We start from the raw sequence: 21,252 nt of genomic DNA, 5'->3' as shown, positions 1-21,252 counted from the left end.
CTGCTTTCCAACAAAGCTAAGACCAGTCGTCCGGTTATGTCAACATCTCTTCATTGTTGACCGAAATTAAAATCTCTGTAATAAACTCGACACAACGAGGCAGGTAAGCCCAACACCGATTTTGGGGAGGCCAATGTCGATACGCGATGTTCTGATGCGCGGGGATTTTGCGCTGACGCCGTCGGAGGAAAAGATCGTCCGGCTGCTTCTGACCGACTATCCGACCTCCGGCCTCGGCACCGCTTCGTCACTGGCCCGGCGTGCCGGCGTCAGCGACCCGACCGTGGTCAGGCTGGTGGTGAAGCTCGGCTATGATGGCTTTCCGGACTTCCAGGCGAAGCTTCTGGCCGAAGTCGAGGCCAGGCTGCATTCACCCCTGCTTATGATGGAAGCCAAGCGGCCGACAGGCGCGGAAGATAGCGCCATCCTCGCCTATCTCGGCTCGGTCGGTGCTGCGCTCGAGAAATCGGTCAGCCTGACGCCGTTGCAGAGTTACGAGCGCGCCGCCCGTTTGCTGATGGAAGCCAAGGGCGAGGCGGTCATGCTCGGCGGCCGTTTCAGCCGCCATATCGCCAGCATGTTCGCCGGCTACATGCTGCAATTCAGGCCGGGTGTGCGCGACCTCGGCACGTTGTCGGCACAGGCCTTCGACACGCTGGCCGATCTTGGCCGCCGCGACGTGCTGGTCGTTTTCGATTATCGCCGCTACCAGTTCGACGTCATCGACTACACCCGGCAGGCGGCGGCGCGCGACGTGCGCATCGTGCTGTTCACCGATCAATGGCTCTCGCCGATCGCCGATCTCGCCGAGGTCACCATCGTCAGCCCGCTGGAAGTCGCCTCCCCATACGACACGCTGGCGCCGGCGATTGCGCAGATGGAGGCGCTGGTCGCCCATATCGTGTCCACGCTAAGCGATGGCGCCCGCGAACGCATCGAAAAGTTGGAGGAGGTGCGGCATGCGAATGCCGTGACCCTCGACAGTGCCGGCCCCGAAGAAACCGGGACACGCAGGATGCCCGGGCCCAAATCAGCCCAACCTAAATCAGTCCAATCCAAATCAGTGAAGCAGGACCAGAAAGCATGACGCAGGCATTGCCAAAACGAAACGAGCCCTTCCGGGCCGGCGAAACCGCGCTGCTTCTGGTCGACATGCAACGTGTTTGGCTGGAGCCCGGCGCCGATCCGGCGCATCCGGAGCGCGGCCCTGACCACTATTTCTACCGGCAGACGACGTCGCAGACGATCCCCAACCAGGAACGCCTGCTGGCGGCCGCCCGCGCCAATGGCGTCGAGGTGATCCACACCATCATCCAGAGCTTGACGGAAGACGGCCGCGACTGCTCGCTCGACCACAAGCTGACGCCGATCCATATCGCGCCCAGCCGGCCGGAAGGCCTGCCAGTGTCGTCGCTGGCGCCGGTCGGCGACGAGATCATGCTGCCGAAGACGTCGTCTGGCGTCTTCAACTCGACCAACATCGATTATGTCTTGAAGAACCTCGGCGTGCGTTACCTGATCGTTGCCGGCATCATGACCGACCAGTGCGTCGACATGGCGGTGCGCGACGCCGCCGATCGCGGCTACCTCGTCACCTGCGTGTCTGATGCCTGCGCGGCCGCCACGCAGGAGCGCCATGATGGTGCCCTCAAGGCGTTTGGCGGCTATTGCTGGGTCACTGATACCGCCACCATAGCCGCCCGCTTCGAAGCCTTGGGAAAACCTGCATGACATCGACCGTCGAACCGCTCGTTGCCGTCGTCACCACCGATCTCTCCGCCATCACGCGCGGCCGCTCGGTCGTCGAAAGCAAGCTGCAGAAGATCGCCGCCACCGGCGTCGGCTGGCTGCAGGCCAATCTGTCGCTGACGCCGTTCAATTCCATCGTCGATCCCAATCCCTGGGGCTCCTCCGGCGATGTGCGGCTGGTGCCTGACCTCAACGCCCGTTTTCGGACAGTGCTGACCGGATCGGCGACAGCCTTCGATATGGTCGCCGGCAACATCGTCGAACTCGACGGCAGCCCGTGGGTCGGCTGCACACGCACCATGCTCATAGATGCGCTGGCGGAGCTGAAGGCGGCAACCGGGCTTTCCGTCATCGCCGCCTTCGAGCATGAATTCCATATCGAGGGCGACTTCGTGCCGGGGCATTCGCTGTCGTTCCAGGCGCTGCGGCGGACCGACCCCTTCGCGCCAAATCTGATGGCGGCGCTGGAGGAGGCGGGGGTCGCGCCAGAAGTGGTGATCGCCGAGTTCGGCAACGAGCAGTTCGAGGTGACGCACGAGCCTGCCGATGCGCTTGCCGCGGCCGATCGCGCCGTCGCCATCCGCGAAATCACCCGCGAAGTCGCGCGCAATGCCGGCTGGCGCGCCAGCTTCACGCCGAAAGCCGCTCCCGACGCCGTCGGCAACGGCGTCCACATCCATTTCAGCTTCGTCGATGCGGCCGGCAAGCCGGTGACCTACGACCCAGCACGACCGGGCGGCCTTTCCAGCCAGGCCGGCGCCTTCTGTGCCGGGGTGCTTCGCCATCTGCCTGGTATCACCGCGATGACGGCGGCGAGCGTGTCATCCTACTACCGGCTGAAGCCGCATAGCTGGAGCTCGTCCTACACCTGGCTTGCCGATCGCGACCGTGAGGCGTCCTTGCGCATCTGCCCGACGGTGACGATCGGCGGGCGCGACCCGGCGCGGCAATACAACATCGAATACCGGGCCGCCGACGCCACCGGCAATCCCTATCTGTCACTGGCGGCCATCGTGCGCGCGGGACTGGAAGGGCTGAAAGCAAAGCTGCCGACGCCGCCGCTGGTCACCGGCGACCCGACGCTGATGAACGAGGCGGAGCGCAAGAAGCTTGGCCTCATACGCCTGCCGGAAACCCTGCCGGCGGCGCTCGACGCGCTCGCCGCCGACAGCACCGTAACCGGATGGTTCGCGCCTGTCTTCATCGAGACCTTCGTCGGCCTCAAGCGGCATGAGACCGAGCGCCTTGCCGGTCTCGATCCGGTGGCTGTCTGCGACCTCTACCGGACGCTTTATTGATGGCTGCGCAGCTTGCAACTGGGTGGCCGGCTGCCGTCGACGTGCTCAACGAAAATGGCCGCTCCGACATCGTGCTGTTGTGCGAGCATGCATCCAACCACATTCCGGCGGAATATGGACAGCTCGGGCTCGATATCAGCCATTTGCAACGTCACATCGCCTGGGATATCGGCGCCGCCGAAGTGACGCGCCGTCTGTCGGTGCTGCTCGATGCGCCTGCCTTCCTCAGCGGCTATTCGCGGCTGCTAATCGATCTCAACCGGCCGCTGGGCACGAGCGGCAGCATTCCTGTGCTCTCCGAAGACACCGACATTCCCGGCAATATCGGGCTCGATCCGTCCGAGCGGGCACGGCGCGCCGAAATCATGTTCGCGCCTTTCCATGACCAGGTGGCCGCCCATCTCGACCGCCGGGCGAAGGACGGCAGGCCGACGCGGATCGCGACGATCCACAGCTTCACGCCGGTCTTCCTCGGGATTTCCCGGCCTTGGCATGCCGGCGTGCTTTACGATCGCGCCGGCGATTTAGGCGAAGCGATCCTCGCCGGCCTAGGTGTCGACGGCGCGCTCAATGTCGGGGCGAACGTGCCTTACGTGATCAGCCGCGACGCCGACTACGCGGTGCCCATCCATGGCGACGATCGCGGTATTCCCGCCGTTCTCATAGAGATCCGGCAGGATCTGTTGTCGAGCCGCTCCGGCATCGAGGCGTGGGCGAACCGTCTGGCCGCCGCCTTGCCCGCGCAGCAGAAGGAGAAGGCGTCATGAGCAATCTGCGCGAGCGCGACGCGGCAACCATCGCCCAAATCGGCAAGCTGCGTTTCTCGCCGCTGAGCGTCGTCGGCGGCCAGGGCAATCGGCTGATCGAGGAAGGCGGCCGCTCGCTGCTCGACCTGTCCGGCTCGGCCGGTCCGGCAATCCTCGGTTACGGCCATCCGGCCATCGTCGCCGCGGTCGAAGCGTCGATCCGCGACATGGCGGGCGCCAGTCTCCTGCTCTACCCGAACGAACCAGCAGTTTCGCTGGCCGAGCGGCTGCTGGCGATCACACCGGGCAACGGCGAACGGCGCGTCTGGTTCGGCCATTCCGGGTCGGACGCCAATGACTGCGCCGTGCGCGTTCTGCAGGCCGCGACAGGCCGCTCGCGCTTCATCTCCTTCATCGGCTCCTATCACGGCAATCTCTCCGGCTCGATGGGCATCAGCGGCCATACCGCCATGACCCACACGCTGCCGAGGCCAGGGGTGCTTTTGCTCCCCTACCCCGATCCGTACCGGCCGCAGTTCAGCGCCGAGGCTGTTCTTGCTCTCCTCGACTACCAGTTCGAGACCACCTGCCCGCCGCATCAGGTGGCTGCCGTATTCATCGAGCCACTGATGTCGGATGGCGGGCTGATCGTGCCGCCGCCCGGCTTCCTCAAAGCGTTGCAAGAGCGTTGCCGCAGGCACGGCATCAGAATAGTCGTCGACGAGGTCAAGGTCGGGCTGGCCCGCAGCGGCATGATGCACTGTTTCCAGCACGAAGGACTGACGCCCGATCTGGTCGTGTTCGGCAAGGGTATCGGCGGCGGCCTGCCGCTTTCGGCTGTTATCGGCCCGAAGGAGATCATGGATCACGCGCCGGCCTTCGCGCTGCAGACGACCGCCGGCAATCCCGTGGCGACGTCCGCCGGCAACGCCGTGCTGAAAACGATCGACAGCGAAGGCCTGGTCGAGCGCTCGGCGCGCGTCGGCACGCTGTTTACAGATGCGCTGCGGGCGCTCGGCGCAAAACACGAGATCATCGGCAACGTGCGCGGGCGTGGCCTTGCCGTCGGTGTCGATCTGGTCAAGGACCGCAAGACACGCGAGCCGGTCGCGGCGACGACGACGGCCAAGATCATCTATCGCGGCTACGAACTGGGTGCGGCCTTCACCTATGTCGGGCTGAAGGCCAATGTGCTCGAATTCATGCCGCCGCTGACGCTGACCGAGCACGAGGTGGCTGAGGGCGTGGCCATCGTCGACCAGGCGATCGCCGACGTGATGGCAGGCAAGGTCTCCGACGCGGACGTCGCTTCCTTCATGATGTGGTAGGCGGGGGCCAGATGAAGGGCGGCGCCCGCCATTGGGAAAAGCTACCCTACCCACTTCTCGTAGTCGGACACCAAGAGGTGCAGCGGCGCGACATCCTCGTCGATGTCTGCGAAGCGGCCGATCGGTTCGCGGAAGACATTGTCGGTAAGATCGTCGTTGACGGTCGACACCTCGCCGATCAGCACATCCTTGCCCTCGGCCCAGAAGGCGTGCCAGACGCCCGGCAGCAGCGTGACGCTCTGGCCTGGGTCGAGCTTCAGCAGTCCGCCCGCCGGCAGCCTGTGGATGGTTCCGTCGACAGGCACCGATACCTCGGCCTTCGGATCGATGCCGCCATCGCGATCATGCATGAACAGTTCCAGCACCAGTCTGCCGCCGCCACGGTTGATGATGTCTTCGGCCTTGATGTTGTGGCGATGCATTGGTGACAGCTGATCCTTGCGCGAGATCATGATCTTCTCGGCATAGAGCATGCCCATGCCCTTCTTCATGTCCTCGTAGCGACCGTTGCGAACGGTGAACAGGAAGAGGCCGAGTTCGCCAAACTTGCCCTGGCCGTAATCGGTGATGTCCCAGCCGAGCCGAGAGGAGAAGATGGCCGACGAATCCTGCCGGCGCGCCTTCATCTCTTCCGGCGACCAATAGGCGAAGGGCGGCATGATGTAGCCGAACGAGCGGATGAAGGCATCGGCATCGCGGATGATGTCGTTGACGGTGGAACGTTTCATGGTCGTGATCCTTCTTCAGGCGGCGCCTACAGCGCATAACCGAACACCGCTCCGGTGTCGACGTAAAGAGCATGCTGGCCTCATGACATCCGGTTCGATCAAGGCCATAAGTCCAGGTAAATTCCTAGGGTGGCATTCCATGCTGAGCATAGACGACCTCGATACGCCGGCGATCCTGATCGACGTAGACCGTGCCGAAGCCAATATCGCACGGGCGCAGGCCCATGCCGACCGCCACGGGCTGAAGCTCAGGCCGCACATCAAGACCCACAAATTGCCTTACTGGGCAAAGAAGCAGATCGCAGCGGGTGCGGTCGGCATCACCTGCCAGAAAATCGGTGAGGCCGAGGTGATGGCCGATGCCGGTCTCACCGACATTTTTCTCCCTTACAACATTCTGGGCAAGGCCAAGCTGGAGCGCCTCAAGGCGCTGCACGGCCGTGTGACGCTGTCGGTGACGTCAGACAGCATGGAAACGCTTGCGGGTCTCGCCGCCACCTTCACCGATCCCGGCCAGCCGCTACAGGTACTGGTGGAATGCGACACCGGCATGGGCCGCTGCGGCGTCCAGTCGGCCAGCGAGGCGGTCGCATTGGCCAGAGAGATCGACAAGGCCAAGGGGCTCGCCTTCGGCGGGCTGATGACCTATCCGGCGGCAGGCCGCGCTGCCGAGGCCGAGGCGTGGCTCGCCGATGCGCGCCAGGCGCTCGCCGCATCCGGTCTTGCCTGCGAACGCATCTCCAGCGGCGGCACGCCGGATATGTGGCGCTCAAGCGAGGCTTCCGTCGTCACCGAGTACCGTCCCGGCACCTACATCTATCTCGACCGCTACCAGGTCGCCAAAGGCGTTGGAAGCCTCGACGATTGCGCGCTGACGGTGCTGTCGACGGTGGTCAGCCATCCGACGCCGACACGGGCCATCCTCGATGCCGGCAGCAAGGCCTTGTCGAGTGACACGCTGGGGCTGCCCGATTTCGGCGAATTGCTGGGCGTTCCGGGCGCCACCGTCACCGGCCTCAGCGAGGAGCACGGCAAAATCACGCTTTCCGGCGACGCCAGGCTGCGTATCGGCGAGCGTGTGCGCGTCGTGCCCGACCATTGTTGCGTCGTCACCAACCTGTTCGACGAGGTGCATCTGGTCGACGGCGACAAGGTGCTTGAAACGCTGCCGGTGGCAGCGCGTGGCCGCATGGGGTGAGTTCGACGTCGTTCGGACCGAACGCCCGTTTGGTTCAGGGTTGGACAAGCGGACCCAGTGCAGCCCTCAGTGGATCGAGGGCATCGCCGTACAGTTTCCAGCGCTCGACCGAGGACGAATAGATGGGCTGGCGCACCTGCCAGCGGCTTGGCGTGCGCACCGTGCGCTCGGTTTCGTGGAAACGAAGACACGCATCGTCCCATTCGACGCCAAGAAATCCGATCAATCCGCGGGCTTGGGTCTCGAAATCAGCCACCGTTTTTTCGTAGGGCATGTCGTGGATGGCAAGCGGCACGACCTTGGCCCAATGGCGCATCAGGCGATCATATTGCCGGTAATACTGCCCAAGCTTGGTCAGATCGGCATTGTAGCCGTGGGTATCGGAGAAATTGTGCATGAAACAGGACGTGCAATTGTCCATCGGGTCACGCCTGCAGTGGACGATGCGGGCATTCGGCAAAATCAGGCTGATGAAAGCCAGCAGCTCGAAATTATGCGGCATCTTGTCGACGACACACGCCGCCTTGCCGTTGCGCTTGTTGAGATGGTCGAGATATTTCGAGCCAAGCTCCCTCGCCTTCGCCGGTGTGAGCGCCGCCATGGCCTTGGCGAAAATCGCCGGATCAAGCTGGTCGAATCCAAGTTCGCCGGCCAATGAACGGATGGTCGGCAGTTCACCGGCACCATGGATATCGTGATGGCTGGCGCATATTTGCTCGGTCAACGTCGTTCCTGAACGTGGCATACCGACAATGAAGACCGGCCGTTCGGACGGATTGCCGAATTTTGGCCGGGCTTCGAAAAAACCGGCGTCGAACGTCTCGATGAAACTGTCATAGAGCCGCGTGTGCAGGGCAATGTCGAAATCATTGCCGGAGATTGCCTTGGCCCGGGCGAAATGGTGGATGGCCAGGCGATACTCGTGCTGGTCGTTGAGGATTTTTCCGGCGGCGTGATGCAGGATAACCCGCTCGCGATCGGTGGTCATCGGCAGTTCGAGGCGGGCCCGCACCAAAGCCAGAGCTGGATCGCCCTTGACGGCCCGACGCGCGAGCGCCAGCCCGGACAGCGCCTCGACATTCGCCTTGTCGATGGCGATGGCGCGGCCAAAGCATTCGACCGCCTCGGCTTGCCGGCCCATGTCGGTGAGCAACTCGCCCATGCCGACAAGCGCTGTCAGCGACTGGCCGTCGACCGCCAGTGCACGGCGATAGAAACCCTCGGCGATGTCGCCCTCGAGCTGGCTCCGGTAGGATTTGCCGAGATTGCATAAGGCCTCGACAAGCCGCCCGTCGAGCTCGATCGCTTTTTTCAGCTGTTTGCGCGCCTGCTCGATGTTGCCGACCAGGTTGTAGGCGTTGCCGAGATTGTTGTGGAAAATGGCGTTGCCCGGTTCGAGCTTGACCGCACGCTTCATAAAGTCGATGGCCGTTTCAATTTGCTGGGCCTCGATCGCCAGCGTGCCCATCAGATTGAGCGCCATGGCATTTTTGGGCTGCCGGCGAAGCACGGTCTGGTAGCAGTACTCGGCTTCGCGAAAGCGCTTGCGGCGCTGCAGGTCGATACCGCGCTGCAACGTCTCCGGCGCCGACTCGCCGGCGGCCGGGAGAAAGTCCTGGACCATGGCCGGTAGACCGACAGGCTGCCGGCGTGGCAAGAGCGGCATGCTTCACCCCCAATCGCCTGCAACGGCAGTCAGCCTGCAGCAAGAATTCGAAGCAATCAGAATTTGAATGTAACGCCGAGCTGCAGATTGTGGGAATTCAACTTCCCGTCCGAGAATACAGCATCGCCTTCGCGGGAGGAATCGAAGTCGACGGCGGAGACGGCCTTGAACCTGTAGCCGAAATCGAGGTCGATATTCTGCGCCAGCGCGTAAGTGACGCCGGCTCCCACCTGGCCGGCAAAACCCCACCCACCAGATCCGTATCCATATTCGTGACCACCCCAGGTTGTGTCGGCGGTCACATAGGCGGCGCCGATGCCGCCGCCGACATAGAGCTTGGCATCTCCAAAATGAGCAACGTCGGCCCAGACGTTAGCGAGCAGATAGGTGGCGGACAAATCGCCGTCAGCCGGATACCCGTGAAAGATACCCTCGTCATACGTACTCGCCTTGTATCGCGCATAGGACAGTTCGCCTTCGACGCGGAACACATCGTTGAGCCGCTTACCGACGACGCCGCCGATCACGAAGCCGGTGTCGAAGTCCATCGAAAAGTCATTGTTGTAGGTGTCGGAATGCGTTTTCACGTCATTCGGAAAGCTGGCGCCACCAAACAGTGTGACATACCAGAGATCCTGGGCCGCCGGAACTTCGACCGCCGCGTCGGCGGCATTGGCTGAGTTCCAGCCAAGCGTCAAGGCCATTGCGGAGACACCGGCAAGCAGACGCACTTTCATCGACAAAATCCCCCACGACAATTAACAGGCAAATATAATGCATCACTTCCGGTGCATGGCTTAGCTGTCAACGGTGAAAACGGGGTGGGATCGAAGTTATAGAGATCGCTGTTGCAGCATTGCAACATGCCTACTTCGGCCAGTCACAGACAATGTTGACGGCAGACACGTGGTTGTCGGCGAATTAGAGTGAAATGACGGCCAAGTCAGGCGCCTCTAATGGTGTTTATCGGCCTGCCGGGCCGCAACGCGGCGCATGGAAATGACACGGCGACGTCGGATTTCCGTGCGCATCGCCATCAGATGCAGCGCGAAGAACAGCACGGTAAAACCCAGAGCCATCACCAGCAACGGCCGCAACAGGCTGGGATCGATGGTCGGCCCGCCGAGCCGGAACACCGAAGCCGGCTGATGCAGCGTGTTCCACCAGTCGACCGAGAATTTGATGATCGGGATGTTGATGAAGCCGACCAGGGTGATGATTGCGGCGGCCCAGGCGGCGCGCGCCGCATCGTCGAGTGCCCGCGTCAGCGCGATGATGCCGAGATACATCAGAAACAGCACGAAGACCGAGGTCAGCCGCGCATCCCACACCCACCAGGTGCCCCACATCGGCTTGCCCCAGATCGAACCGGTGATCAGCGCGAGCGCTGTAAAGACGGCGCCGATGGGTGCCGCCGACTTCAGCGCGACATCGGCCAGCGGATGGCGCCATACCAGCGTGCCCAACGCGGAAACCGCCATCAGCGTGAAACACATCATGGCCAGCCAGGCGAAGGGCACATGGATATACATGATGCGCACGGTGATGCCTTGCTGGAAATCCTCCGGCGCCGTGAAGCTCATATAGAGTCCGGCGGTCAGGAGGAGTGTGGCGATGGTCGCCAGCCATGGCACTACCCTGTCGGCCAAACCGACAAAGCGCGTCGGGTTGGCGAAATCCATCCAGCCGCTGAGGCGTGAAGTCAGGTCACTCATGCGGCTTTACATAAACCGGCGACGCGTTTGGGGCAATCGAGCGGTGGTGTCGCAGGCGGGGCTTTCCCTTCTCCCACAGGTGGGAGAAGGGAAAGAACTCAGGCGGCCTCGTCCGTGATGGTCCGGCTGAGGCGGCGGACTTCCTCGTCGTTGAGCAAGCCGCCGGCGCGCAGCAGGCTGGCGAAGCGGCCATTGCGCATCGACAGTTCGGCGAAGCCACCCAGTTCGACCACCTTGCCCTTGTCCATGAACACGACCAGATCGGCATCGCGAACGGTGGTCAGGCGGTGGGCAATGATGAAGGTGGTGCGGCCGCGCCGCAATTCGTCAATCGCTTCCTTGACGCGGTCTTCCGTCTCGACATCGAGCGCGCTGGTCGCTTCGTCGAGCACCAGGATGGGCGAATCCTTCAGCACGGCGCGTGCGATCGCGATACGCTGGCGCTCGCCGCCCGAAAGCTGTCCGCCGCGTTCGCCGACGACCGTGTCATAGCCATTGCTCTTCGACAGGATGAAATCCTGCGCGGCAGCGGCATTGGCGGCAGCGTGGACCTCATCATAGGTCGCCTCGGCGCGCCCGACGCGGATATTGTCCTCGATCGAGCGGTTGAGCAGGCCCGCATCCTGGAACACCGTGGCGATCGAGTGGCGCAGCGACTTGCGGGTCACCGTGCGGGTGTCGATGCCATCGATCAGGATGCGGCCGCTGGACGGCGCAAAGACGCGCTGCAAAAGATTTATGAGCGTGGTCTTGCCTGCGCCCGTCGGACCGACGATGGCCACGGTCTGGCCGGCGTGAACTTCGAACGATACGTCGTTCACGCCCTGGCCCGAATTGGCGAATTCGAAGCTGACGTTTTCAAAACGCACATGACCAGTGACGTTGCCGAGGTCACGCAACCCGTCCGGCTCGGCGGCGTCGGCCGCGGAGTCCTCAAGGCGATAAAATTCCTCGAGCTTGGCCCTGGCTTCCGAAATCTGATTGGCGAAGGCCGACATCTGGTCGAGCCGGGCAATCAGCAGCGTGGCAAAGCCGGTAAAGGCGATGACGTCACCGATACGCAATTGGCCATGCATGACCAGATAGGAGCCGATCAACAGCACGACCATCATCGAAATGGTCGACGACAGGCGATGCAGGGCGTTGGCCAATGCCCACCAGTCAAGCACCGGATATTGGGCATCAAGCAGATTCTTGACATAACGCTTCAAGGCGTCGGTTTCGTGGCCGATGCGATTGTAGCTCTGCAGCACGGCGACATTGCTGACCGAGTCGCTCACATGCGCGAACACCTTGTGAAAGTGCCGCTCCACGGACGCTTGGCCTTCCTTGGTACGACGCATCACCAGCCGCCCGATTCCGACGTAGAGCGCACCCAGCGCCAGCAGGACCATCGACATGCGAATATCCATGCTGATCGCCGTCGGCACCAGCAGAACCAGCGCGACAACAGTGGACAAATGCTGCCTCATGAACTCGAGCCAGAGGCTGAACAAGGTCTCGACCGCGCGCAGAAGCGTATGCAGGGAATTGGAGGTGCCGCGCTGATGATGCCAAGCAAGCGGCATGGTGATCACGCGCTCGAATGACTGGCAAAGGACCTCGCTGCGCCGTGCATGGGCAAAGCGGTCCGCGCCGCGCGCCACCAGAACGAAGGCGACGACGTTGAAGACGCCGATACCGGCCCACACGCCGAGCGTCGAAAAGACCGAGCCGCCGTCCGAAATAGCATCGATCACCCGTCCGAACATGATCGGCTCAAGGATGGCGATAATGGCAAGCGCGATGTTCGCCCCGCAGATAAACGCCACGCGTTTCCTGTCGGCAGCGAGATAACCGAGCGCTCTCCAGTAGATTTGCAGAAGGGACACTTCAGCTACTCCGGCAAATTGTTATTGTGCACTGCATCATTTTCTGACTCGTACCCGTTGACGTGTCGCGAAACAATGCTCGTGTACCCCTTCAGTTCCCAATTCGCGAACAAAAGATGGCGACGCTGCGAAATCTGTCGTGATCACCTAACAGTTTGAGAAAAAAGGTAAAATGTCAGCCTTACGGCAAAATCATGGCAGGCTGCAAGCACTGCCGCAATTTTAATCAGCAAATGGTTATGTATGAGTTTCTAAAGCCTGCATCGGCTTTTCGGAAAGCTGACGCGCGGTAGAATTGCTAGAACATCCTTAAACAACGCGCGTCCCCAAGATGTGTAAAGACGCTCCAAATCCTTGAAACTACGCCGGTATCCTGACGACCACTTCGGCCTTGTCGCCGGCTTTCGGTTCGAAAGACGAAGCCTTCGTCTTTTTGCCATCTATCTCAAGAGAGATGGCTTTGACCTTGGCGTCACGGACAACGCGAACCCTGAGCTCGGCCCCAAGCACCTTGAGGGTTGCCGCATAACCATCCCAATGGCTGGGGAGTTTCGGCTTGAACTGGATGCGCGCTCCCCTGCGCTCAATGCCGAGGATGCCTTCGACCGCCGCGCGATAAAGCCAGCCGGCCGAGCCGGTATACCAGGTCCAGCCGCCGCGGCCGCCCTTGCCTTGCCCGGCATAGACATCGGCGGCGACCACGTAAGGCTCGACGCGGTAATGCTCGGCAGCGGCCTCGTCGAGCGCGTGGTTGACCGGGTTGAGCATCGAGAAACAACGGTAGGCATCATCGGTGCGCCCCATTTCGGCGAGCGCAATGACGAACCATGATGCCGCATGGGTGTACTGGCCACCGTTTTCACGGACACCCGGCGGGTAGCTCTTGATGTAGCCCGGGTCCTTTTCCGTCTTGGAGAAGGGCGGGGTGAAAAGCTTGACGATCTTGAGCTCGTCGTCGACAAGCATCTTCATCGCCTGCTGCATCGCCGTCGTCGACCGCGCTGGATCGCCCTCGCCCGACAGCACACTCCACGACTGGGCAATCGAGTCGATCTTGCACTCCTGTGAACCGCGCGACCCCAGCGGCGTGCCGTCGTCGAAGCTGCCGCGACGATACCATTCACCATCCCAGGCCGTGCTTTCCAGCGCTCGCTTCAGCACGTCGGCGTGTTTTGTCCAGGCTTGCGCGCGCTTGGTGTCGCCTTCCGACTTGGCGACAGGCGCAAAGTCGCCCAGCGTCTTCAGCAGGAACCAGCCCAGCCAGACGCTCTCGCCCTTGCCGTGCTCGCCGACACGGTTCATGCCGTCGTTCCAGTCGCCACCGAGGATCAGCGGCAGTCCGGCGGGGCTGCTGCGCTTGATGGCAAGGTCGAGTGCACGCGCGCAATGATCATAGAGTGAAGCGGTCTTCTTCGAGATCTCCGGGGTGAAGAAGGCATCATGCTCGCCTTCTTCCAGCGGCGGCCCGTCGATGAAGGGCAATTGTTCCCTGAGGATCGCGGTGTCGCCGGTCACCAGCAAGTAGCGTGCCGTGGCATGGGCGAGCCAGACCACGTCGTCGGAAATCATAGTGCGGACGCCTGCCTCGGTGCGCGGCAGCCACCAGTGCTGCACATCGCCTTCGGGGAATTGCCGCCGCGCCGCGTTGAGTATCTGGTCGCGCGCCAGTTTCGGATCATGGACAAGCAGGGCCAGCGTGTCCTGCAACTGATCACGGAAGCCAAAGGCGCCGCTCGCCTGGTAAAAGGCGGAGCGGGCGCGGATGCGGCAGGCAAGGCTCTGATAGGGCAGCCAGTGGTTGACCATGGCGTCGAGCGCCTTGTCCGGCGTCTCGACCTGGATGGTGTCGAGAAACCCTCGCCACGTGCGTTCATTGTCAGCCAGCCGCTGATCGAAATCTTTGCTGCTATGGTGCTGCACCAGGGCGCTGGCTTCCTCGGCAGAAGCTGCATCGCCGAGCAGCCAGAGCAGCGTCACGTCGCCGCCGGCAGGGATGTCGATGTCGCGCGCAATTGCAGCACAAGGATCATCGCCGGCCTCGACGCGGCCCGATAGGCTGGCGCCGTTGAGCACGGCATGCGGAAGTTCGCTGGTGCCGTGCCGGCCGATGAACTCACCGCGGTCGGCCGTCACCGAATGAGCCGCGCTGTCGGCGGCCAGGAAGGCGACCCGCTCGCTGAAGTCGAGTCCGTAGGGATTTTGCGCCAGCAACGCGCCCGTCTCAGCATCCCTGGACGGAACGATGGTCGCCGCCGTGCGCGAACGATGGCTGCCAAGGACCCATTCCGCATAGGCATAGACGCGCAGGCGCGCCGGCACCGAACCGGAATTCTGGATTCGCAATCGGGAGACTTTCACCGGATCGACAGGATCGACCACATGGGTAAGATCCATCGACAGTGGCCCGCGCGTCGAACGGAAGGTCGAAAAACCCTGCCCGTGCCATGTTTCGTAGGTCATGGCAGGATCGCGCACCACGGCGGCCAACGGCGAGAACGCCCGGCCGCTGGCATGATCGTAAATATAGATGCCCTCGCCGGGCCGGTTGGTGACCGGGTCGTTCGCCCACGGCGTCAGTTGATAATCGCGGCTGTTTCGGCTCCAGGTGAATGCAGCGCCTTCAGCCGAAACATGGAAACCGAACGAGGTGTTGGAAATGACGTTGATCCAGGGCTGCGGCGTCGTGAGCCGCCCTGCAAGGCGCACGACATAGTGGCGTCCGTCGCCCTCGAAACCGCCAAAACCGTTCCACTGGCTGAGCCCGCTGCCGTCGGCACGGCCTTCGATCGAGGCTTGGGCAGCCCACGCCTGCGGGGCCGGCGAAGACGGTTCACGAAGCGCTGCTGCATCCGCCGGTTGCAAGGCGTCCCGCGCTTGCAGCGCAGCGGCCTCGGCGCGCTCGATTTGATCGAAGATGGTGCCGTTGCGCGTGTGCAGGACGACGCGGGCGACGGCGAGCAGCGTCTTGTAGGTCGTCTCGTCCATCAGGTCGCGGCGCACCGCGAAGATGTGCTGGCGGGGTCCAAGCTCCTTGCCGCGCAGGCGGCTGTTTTCGCACAGCGTCTCGACCGCCCGTTGCAGGTCCTGCACGTAGGATGAAGCCTGCTCGTTGACGACGACAAAGTCGATCATCATGCCGCGGGCGCGCATATATTCCTGGAAGCGGAGCGCCTGGGCGACGATCTCGAGGTCGGCGACATCGCCGATCCTGACCAGGAAAATCGGAAAATCGCCGGATATGCTGGTCGGCCACAGGCCGGACTGCTTACCGAGCCCGGAAGCGATCGATTCGGCCGGAAGGCGCAGGAACGGATCAGGATAGATCAGATAGCGCGCCAGATTCTGCACATTGGCGGCATCGGCAAGGCTGAGACCGAGATGACGGGTCTGCACCTGCGAGCGGGTCCAGGCGAGCATCGCCTGGCGGGCGAAGGCTTCCGGATGATCGAGCCGCGCAATGGCGTCTTCGAGTTCGGCACGGTTGGCGCCAACGGCAGTCCAGAAGGTCAGCGAGATCTTCTTGTTGGCCGGCACGCGCACCTGTCGGCGAAGCGCTGCGACCGGATCCAGCGTGAAGCCAGAATGGCCGCCAAGCTTGGCGCCGAGATCGAAGGCGGCAGCCTCGACGATGGTGCGGCCGCGGCCGATGAAGGCGCGCCGGTCGGTTTCGGCCTCGGCGTCGCGCGTCGACCCAGACGGGTCGGTGACGAAATGCGCCAGGGTGACGTCAGGCTCGTCCGTTTCCCGCTTGCGTCTTGTGGCGAAGATCGCCCCGTTATTCGCAGCGATTTCGGTTTCCACGAACATTTTCGAGAAGGCCGGATGCGCGTTATCGGATGCCTCTGAGCCCAGCACCAGTTCGGCAAAGGAGGTCACCTCGATATGCCGGTCGACCGGGCCGTCATTGTAAAGCGTCACCCGCCGGCCTTCGCCGTTTCCTTCCGAGATGACGATGCATTCGACCTCCGAACGCAGTGATCCCACCGATTTGACAAAGCTCGCCTTGTCATCCGAAAAAAGCGTCTGCACCTCTTCGCCGGTGGCACGCTTCGGCTCGGCGGTGGCCGACCACCAGTCGCCGGTGCCGGCGTCGCGCAGGAAGATATAAGAGCCAAGCCGATCCTCGGTCGGGTCCGGCTGCCAGCGCGTGATCGCAAGCTCGCCCCAGCGGCTATAGCCAGAGCCGGTCGCGGTGACCATGACCGAGTAGCGGCCATTGGACATGACGCTGGTCGAACGCAGCGCCTTGAGCGGGTTGAGCACGATGCGCGTATCGGGGCTCTCGACTTCCGTTTCGTCCTTCGACCGTTCGTCGGCCTCGGTCCTGACGGTGGCGGTCGGGATGTCGCGCGGCGCCCTTTCCTGCAGCAGCAACTCGGCCGACTCGATCACCGGATCGCTGTGGAAGCGATCGCGCAGGCGTCCTTCGAAGATGGCGTCGGCAACGGCGGCGATCGACATGCCGGAATGGTGGGCCATGTAGTTCAGCACGACGACATGATCGGTGCCCTCCGGCACGCGCTGCGGCGTGAAATCGACCGCATCGTAGAAGCCGTGCCGGCCAAGGGCGCCGAGCTGCCTCAGCCTGGCCAGGTTCTGCACCGATTCACGCGGGGTGAACTGCGCCGCCAGCACGGTCGCATAAGGCGCAATCACCGTGTTCTGGCCAAGACCTCGCTTCAGGCCGAGCCCAGGCACGCCGAAATTGGTGTACTGGTAGGTCAGCTCGCGGTCGCGGGCGTTGTAGGCCGCTTCCGAAATCCCCCAGGGCACGTTCTTCGAGCGGCCGTACTGGATCTGGCGCTTGATGATGAGCTTGCTGGTCTGGTTGAGGATCGAGCCTTGCGGCTCCTTCATCACCAGCGGCGGCATCAGATACTCGAACATCGAGCCGGACCAGGACATCAGCGCGCCCTTGAACCCGATCTCGACGATCGGCCGGCCGAGGTGGAACCAGTGCTCGGTCGGCAGATCGCCCTTGGCGATGGCGAACAGGCTGGTCAGCCGCGCCTCGGAAGCCAGGAGGTCGTAGCAGCTTTCGTCGAGCTGATGCTCCTCGACCCGATAGCCGATCGACAGGAGCTTGCGCTCCTTCCGCATGAGGAAGGAGAAATCCATCTCGAAGGCGAAGCGGCGCGTGCGCTCGCGCAACGAAAGAAGCTTGGCCCGCAAGGCTTCGACGGCATTGTCGTCGCTATGCGCGTCATGAACATGCGCCTCGCAGGTGGCTTCCAGCCTTGCCGCCCAGTCGGCGATGGTGTCGCTCTGTATCGATGCGGCCTCGGTATGGATAGCGATGGCGAGCTTGCGGATCTCGCCGGCCAGAACGGCCAGGTTGATGGTGCGGATCGATGCCATCTCGGGCTGTGCCTTGATCGATTCGACCGCCCGCCGCATGCCGTCGAGGCGATCGGCGAGCCGTTGGCGCAACGGCCGCAACTGACGGCGGTCGTCAGGCAACTCCGCCAGGCTTTCGTCGAGGATCGTCACCGTATCGAGGATACCTTCGAAATCGCCCTGAAGGTGGACCGCAGGCGCTTCCGCCCATTCGGCGCAGGCTGCTGCCACCGCCACCAGATGGCCGGCGAGATTGCCGCTATCGACGGCGGAAATGTAGAGCGGATAGAGCGGCTTCAGCGTCGTCGTGTCATACCAGTTGAAGAGATGGCCGCGTTCACGCGGCATGCTCTCGATGGTCGACATCGTGGCGTCGATGCGGGTGGTGGCGTCGGACAGGCTTATCCAGCCGAAATCGCGCGCCGAAATCACCGACAGGAGATAAACCCCGATATTGGTCGGCGAGGTGCGGGGCGCAACGACGGGCGCCGGACTTTCCTGGAAATTGTCGGGCGGCAGATTGTGATGCTCGGCCGTCACGAAAGTCTCGAAATAATGCCATGTGCGCCGCGCGACCGTGCGCAGCGCATGGATGTCGGCCGCCGATATGCGCAAGCGATCCTCGGTTTCGGCCGAGCGGCTGATCCAGAAGGCGAAGGCCGGCGAGCCGATCCAGAACAGCGCGAAGAAGAAAGCGACGAAAGCTCCGGTGGAATCGGCCAGAACGGGGATCGCAAGGCCGACGACGCCGATAATCACCGCGCCATACATCATGCCGTAATAGGAGCCGAGATCATTGTCGCCGTTCTTGTGCGCCTGCGAGGCCGTGCGCCATTCGAGCAGGTTCTGCCGACTGACGAACAAGCGGTAGAGCGTGCGAATGATAGCGTCGCCCATCATCCAGGCCAGATGCGCCATCAGCACGATCTTCAGAGCCACCAGGGCGGTGCCGAAGACAACATCGCGTGCCAGTGCCGAGAAATGGCCGCGCGGTGTCTGGTCGCCGCTTTTCGGCAGGATGGCGTGGATGATGTCGAACGTTGGCGCCATGAACAATGTGAGGATCAGCAGCGCCTGCCATTGCGCGGCCTGTGTGAAGGGCAGCAGCGTCCAGCCGGCGATCGCCGCCATCACCCAGAAGATCGGCGTCAGCGAGCGGCGCAGATTGTCGACCATCTTCCAGCGCGACAGCGCCGGCACGCCAGAGCGCGGATCGAGAAGAAAGCCCAGAAGCTGCCAGTCGCCGCGTGCCCAACGATGGTGGCGCGATGCGTCGACCGAATAGCGGGTCGGATAGTCCTCGACCAGTTCGACGTCCGTGACCAGCGCCGCGCGGGCCAATGCCCCTTCGAGCAGATCGTGGCTGAGGATGGTGTTTTCGTCGATGCGGCCCTTCAGCGCCGCTTCGAAGGCGTCAACATGATAGAGGCCCTTGCCGGTGAAGGAGCCGTCGCCAAAGACATCCTGGTAGATGTCCGAGACGGCAAAGACGTAAGGATCGAGGCCGCGATTGGCGGAAAAGACCCGCTGGAAGAAGGATGCGTCGTCGCCGCTGGTCAATGATGCGGTGATGCGCGGCTGCAGGATGGTGTAGCCGGCGGTGACAAGGCGCTTTGTGACATCGAAATGCGGGCGGTTGAGCGGATGGCAAAGCTTGCCAACCAGACTGGCGACGGCATCGCGGGTGGTGCGTGTGTCGGCGTCCAACGTCATCACATGGATGACGTTTTCCGGCAACGGCACATCCAGCGGCAGGAAGGTGGTGTCGCTGTCACCGCGCAGCAGAAGATTCAGTTCGTGCAGCTTGCCGCGCTTGCGTTCCCAGCCCATCCAGGCGCCCTGGGATTCATTGTAGAGCCGCCGGCGGTGCAGGACGTAGAAACGCGGCACGCCTTCGCTGGGATAGCGGGCGTTCAGCCGCGCGATCTCGTCGCGAGCATATTGGAGGATCTCAATATCCGCGGCATCGATTTCGGTCTTCGAGTCCGGCCAGTCCGAAAGCAGAGCAAAATGGATTTCGTCCGCCGTGTTGGCCAGGTGGTGCACTTCGATGTTGCGGATGTTTTCCTCAACGTCGTCGCGCGAGCCGATCAGCGACGGCACCACCACCAGCGTGCGGGCCTCGGGCGGCATGCCGCGTCTGTAGTCGTAGCCGACGAGGCGCGTTGGCTTGAGGAACAACGATACGACGGTGTTGAAGAAGGCAAGCGCGCCTTCGCTGGCTGGCACGGCAAACAGCGCCAGCATCAAGGCGATCGACGGCACGGACAGGCCGAGATTGGCAAGGGCATTGCCGGAGACGAGCAAAAGCAGGACGGTCAGCGCGAAGACCGGCACGACAATGCCCAGCCATCCGGTTTTGCGGAACGCCCGTTTGGTCGTGACGCTGACGGTCGGCCGATAGCCGATCGCCTTTTCCAGTTCCAGCCGGCGCGGGCCGACCAGGAAGAACCCGACGTCGGTGTGAGCGGTCGGACCGGTGCCGGTGGTATCGACGACAGCGGCATGGCCGGCAAGTTCGATCGCCTTTTCGGCGACACGGAATTCTGAACGATCGGAGCGGCGCGCCAGTTCCTCGATCGCGGTCCGGTACTGGTCGCGCGAGAAGAAATCGAGCGCGGCGAAATCGGTGCGCTCGCGCAGCAAGGTGTCGATGCGGCTGACACCTTCGAACCAAACCGTCCAGTCGATATCGTTGATCAGACGCAGGCCACGGATGATGTTACCGGTGGTTACATTGCCACCAGACAGCGTGCGATGCTCGCTGATGATGATTTCCTCGGCATCGGAGCCGGACTCTTCAAGCTCGCCCTCCAGCCATTCCAGCGCCCTGCCGGCATTCTGCGACCCGTCGCGCAGGCGGTAGAGCAGTTGGGTGGCGAAGGTGGTGTCCTGCGCATGGGCTACGTAGTTCGACAGGATCGCCTGACGGTCGGCGTTGTCGTCGATCGCCAGCACGCGATCGGCAACCTCGTTGGCAATCTGGCGCATCTGCCGGGTACGATTGACCCGGACCGCGATCCGGCGAAGATTTTCGATCAGAACGAAGCGCAGCAGCGATGGCAGCGCCCAGAGTTCGCCGATTTTCAGCGGCTCGACGGACTGAAAGCCTTCGACGATCGCCTTGAACATGGTCGCCGAGACGGAACTGTCCGAATGGGCGACGTACGTCCAGGCCAGCGCAAGGGCGCGCGGCACGCTGGCGCCGTCGGACAGCTTCAGGGTCGGCAACTGCCGATAGAAACGGCGCGGCAGGTCGCGTTTGACCTGGAAGATGGTTTCCTCGACCAGATAGTTGTTGTCGAGCAACCATTGCGCCGCCGGCGTGATCGTCTCGCCCCTCGCCTGCGCGGCATTGGTCGAGCGGTAGACTTCGAGGATCTTGCTGGCGCTGTCGCGGACGCGTGGCTGGAAATCGAACGGCTCCAGGCCGAACAGATCCTTGACGTCACCCTCGGCGAGGCTTGTACCCAGCGTGCGCAGGCGCTCTTCCGGCAGGAAATTGGAGCGTATCGGCTCTTCGGTGATGGCCGGGAAGCTCGCGCCCGTCTTTTCCATTTGGGTGGGGTTCGTCTGGATATTCATTGAAAATTCCGTATGGGGGACGCATAGCGGC

12 protein-coding genes are annotated in these 21,252 nt (G+C 62.8%); 6 read left to right on the top strand and 6 right to left on the bottom strand.

The features are described from left to right. Positions 1-133: 133 nt before the first annotated feature. From EOC94_RS11915 to EOC94_RS11895, 5 genes are read left to right on the top strand one after another with little or no spacing between them, the layout of a single operon-like run. Positions 134-1,087 (top strand): MurR/RpiR family transcriptional regulator, encoded by a 954-nt coding sequence (locus EOC94_RS11915; RefSeq protein ID WP_126106946.1) that lies wholly within the window; start codon positions 134-136, stop codon positions 1,085-1,087. Next, positions 1,084-1,731 (top strand): isochorismatase family cysteine hydrolase, encoded by a 648-nt coding sequence (locus EOC94_RS11910; RefSeq protein WP_127290605.1) that lies wholly within the window; start codon positions 1,084-1,086, stop codon positions 1,729-1,731. The genes EOC94_RS11915 and EOC94_RS11910 overlap by 4 nt, the downstream gene beginning before the upstream one ends. Then, complete coding sequence (locus EOC94_RS11905; protein WP_127290603.1) at positions 1,728-3,047, top strand: glutamine synthetase; 1,320 nt, start codon at positions 1,728-1,730, stop codon at positions 3,045-3,047. Before EOC94_RS11910 ends, EOC94_RS11905 begins: the two co-directional genes overlap by 4 nt. Then, on the top strand, positions 3,047-3,814 hold the full coding sequence (locus tag EOC94_RS11900; RefSeq protein WP_127290601.1) for an N-formylglutamate amidohydrolase: 768 nt from the start codon (positions 3,047-3,049) through the stop codon (positions 3,812-3,814). The genes EOC94_RS11905 and EOC94_RS11900 overlap by 1 nt, the downstream gene beginning before the upstream one ends. Further along, a complete protein-coding gene (locus tag EOC94_RS11895) occupies positions 3,811-5,121 on the top strand; it encodes an aspartate aminotransferase family protein (RefSeq protein ID WP_127290599.1) in 1,311 nt (436 codons plus the stop codon). The genes EOC94_RS11900 and EOC94_RS11895 overlap by 4 nt, the downstream gene beginning before the upstream one ends. A gap of 41 nt (positions 5,122-5,162) precedes the next feature. Here EOC94_RS11895 and EOC94_RS11890 read toward each other — a convergent pair whose 3' ends face one another. Then, on the bottom strand, positions 5,163-5,849 hold the full coding sequence (locus EOC94_RS11890; protein WP_127206727.1) for a D-lyxose/D-mannose family sugar isomerase: 687 nt from the start codon (positions 5,847-5,849) through the stop codon (positions 5,163-5,165). Positions 5,850-5,988: 139 nt separating this feature from the next. Between EOC94_RS11890 and EOC94_RS11885 the strand changes: the two genes are divergently transcribed. Beyond that, positions 5,989-7,047: a D-TA family PLP-dependent enzyme gene (locus EOC94_RS11885; protein WP_127290597.1), complete on the top strand. Its 1,059-nt coding sequence runs from the start codon at positions 5,989-5,991 to the stop codon at positions 7,045-7,047. A 34-nt stretch (positions 7,048-7,081) separates the two neighbouring features. Here the strand turns inward: EOC94_RS11885 and EOC94_RS11880 are convergent, their stop codons facing one another. The 5 genes from EOC94_RS11880 to EOC94_RS11860 all read right to left on the bottom strand — a co-directional run bounded on the left by EOC94_RS11880 (position 7,082) and on the right by EOC94_RS11860 (position 21,221). Continuing rightward, positions 7,082-8,713 carry a sulfotransferase gene (locus tag EOC94_RS11880; RefSeq protein WP_127290595.1) on the bottom strand — a complete coding sequence of 544 codons (1,632 nt, stop codon included), beginning with the start codon at positions 8,711-8,713 and terminating at the stop codon, positions 7,082-7,084. Between the two features lie 56 nt (positions 8,714-8,769). Continuing rightward, on the bottom strand, positions 8,770-9,450 hold the full coding sequence (locus EOC94_RS11875; RefSeq protein WP_127290593.1) for an outer membrane beta-barrel protein: 681 nt from the start codon (positions 9,448-9,450) through the stop codon (positions 8,770-8,772). A 216-nt stretch (positions 9,451-9,666) separates the two neighbouring features. Next, positions 9,667-10,428 (bottom strand): heme ABC transporter permease, encoded by a 762-nt coding sequence (locus tag EOC94_RS11870; RefSeq protein ID WP_095485703.1) that lies wholly within the window; start codon positions 10,426-10,428, stop codon positions 9,667-9,669. Between the two features lie 98 nt (positions 10,429-10,526). Next, positions 10,527-12,299 (bottom strand): glucan ABC transporter ATP-binding protein/ permease, encoded by a 1,773-nt coding sequence (locus tag EOC94_RS11865; protein ID WP_095485702.1) that lies wholly within the window; start codon positions 12,297-12,299, stop codon positions 10,527-10,529. 360 nt (positions 12,300-12,659) lie between these two features. Continuing rightward, the gene (locus tag EOC94_RS11860) at positions 12,660-21,221 is read right to left on the bottom strand and encodes a glucoamylase family protein (protein ID WP_127290591.1); all 8,562 of its coding nucleotides are present in this window, start codon (positions 21,219-21,221) and stop codon (positions 12,660-12,662) included. Between the last annotated feature and the right edge of the window lie 31 nt (positions 21,222-21,252).

The organism is Mesorhizobium sp. M6A.T.Ce.TU.016.01.1.1 (genome assembly GCF_003997065.1).
In the GTDB taxonomy this organism is placed as follows: Bacteria; Pseudomonadota; Alphaproteobacteria; order Rhizobiales; family Rhizobiaceae; genus Mesorhizobium; species Mesorhizobium mediterraneum.
The sequence above is the reverse complement of the archived record's forward strand: the minus strand, read 5'-3'. Positions and strand labels throughout refer to the sequence as shown.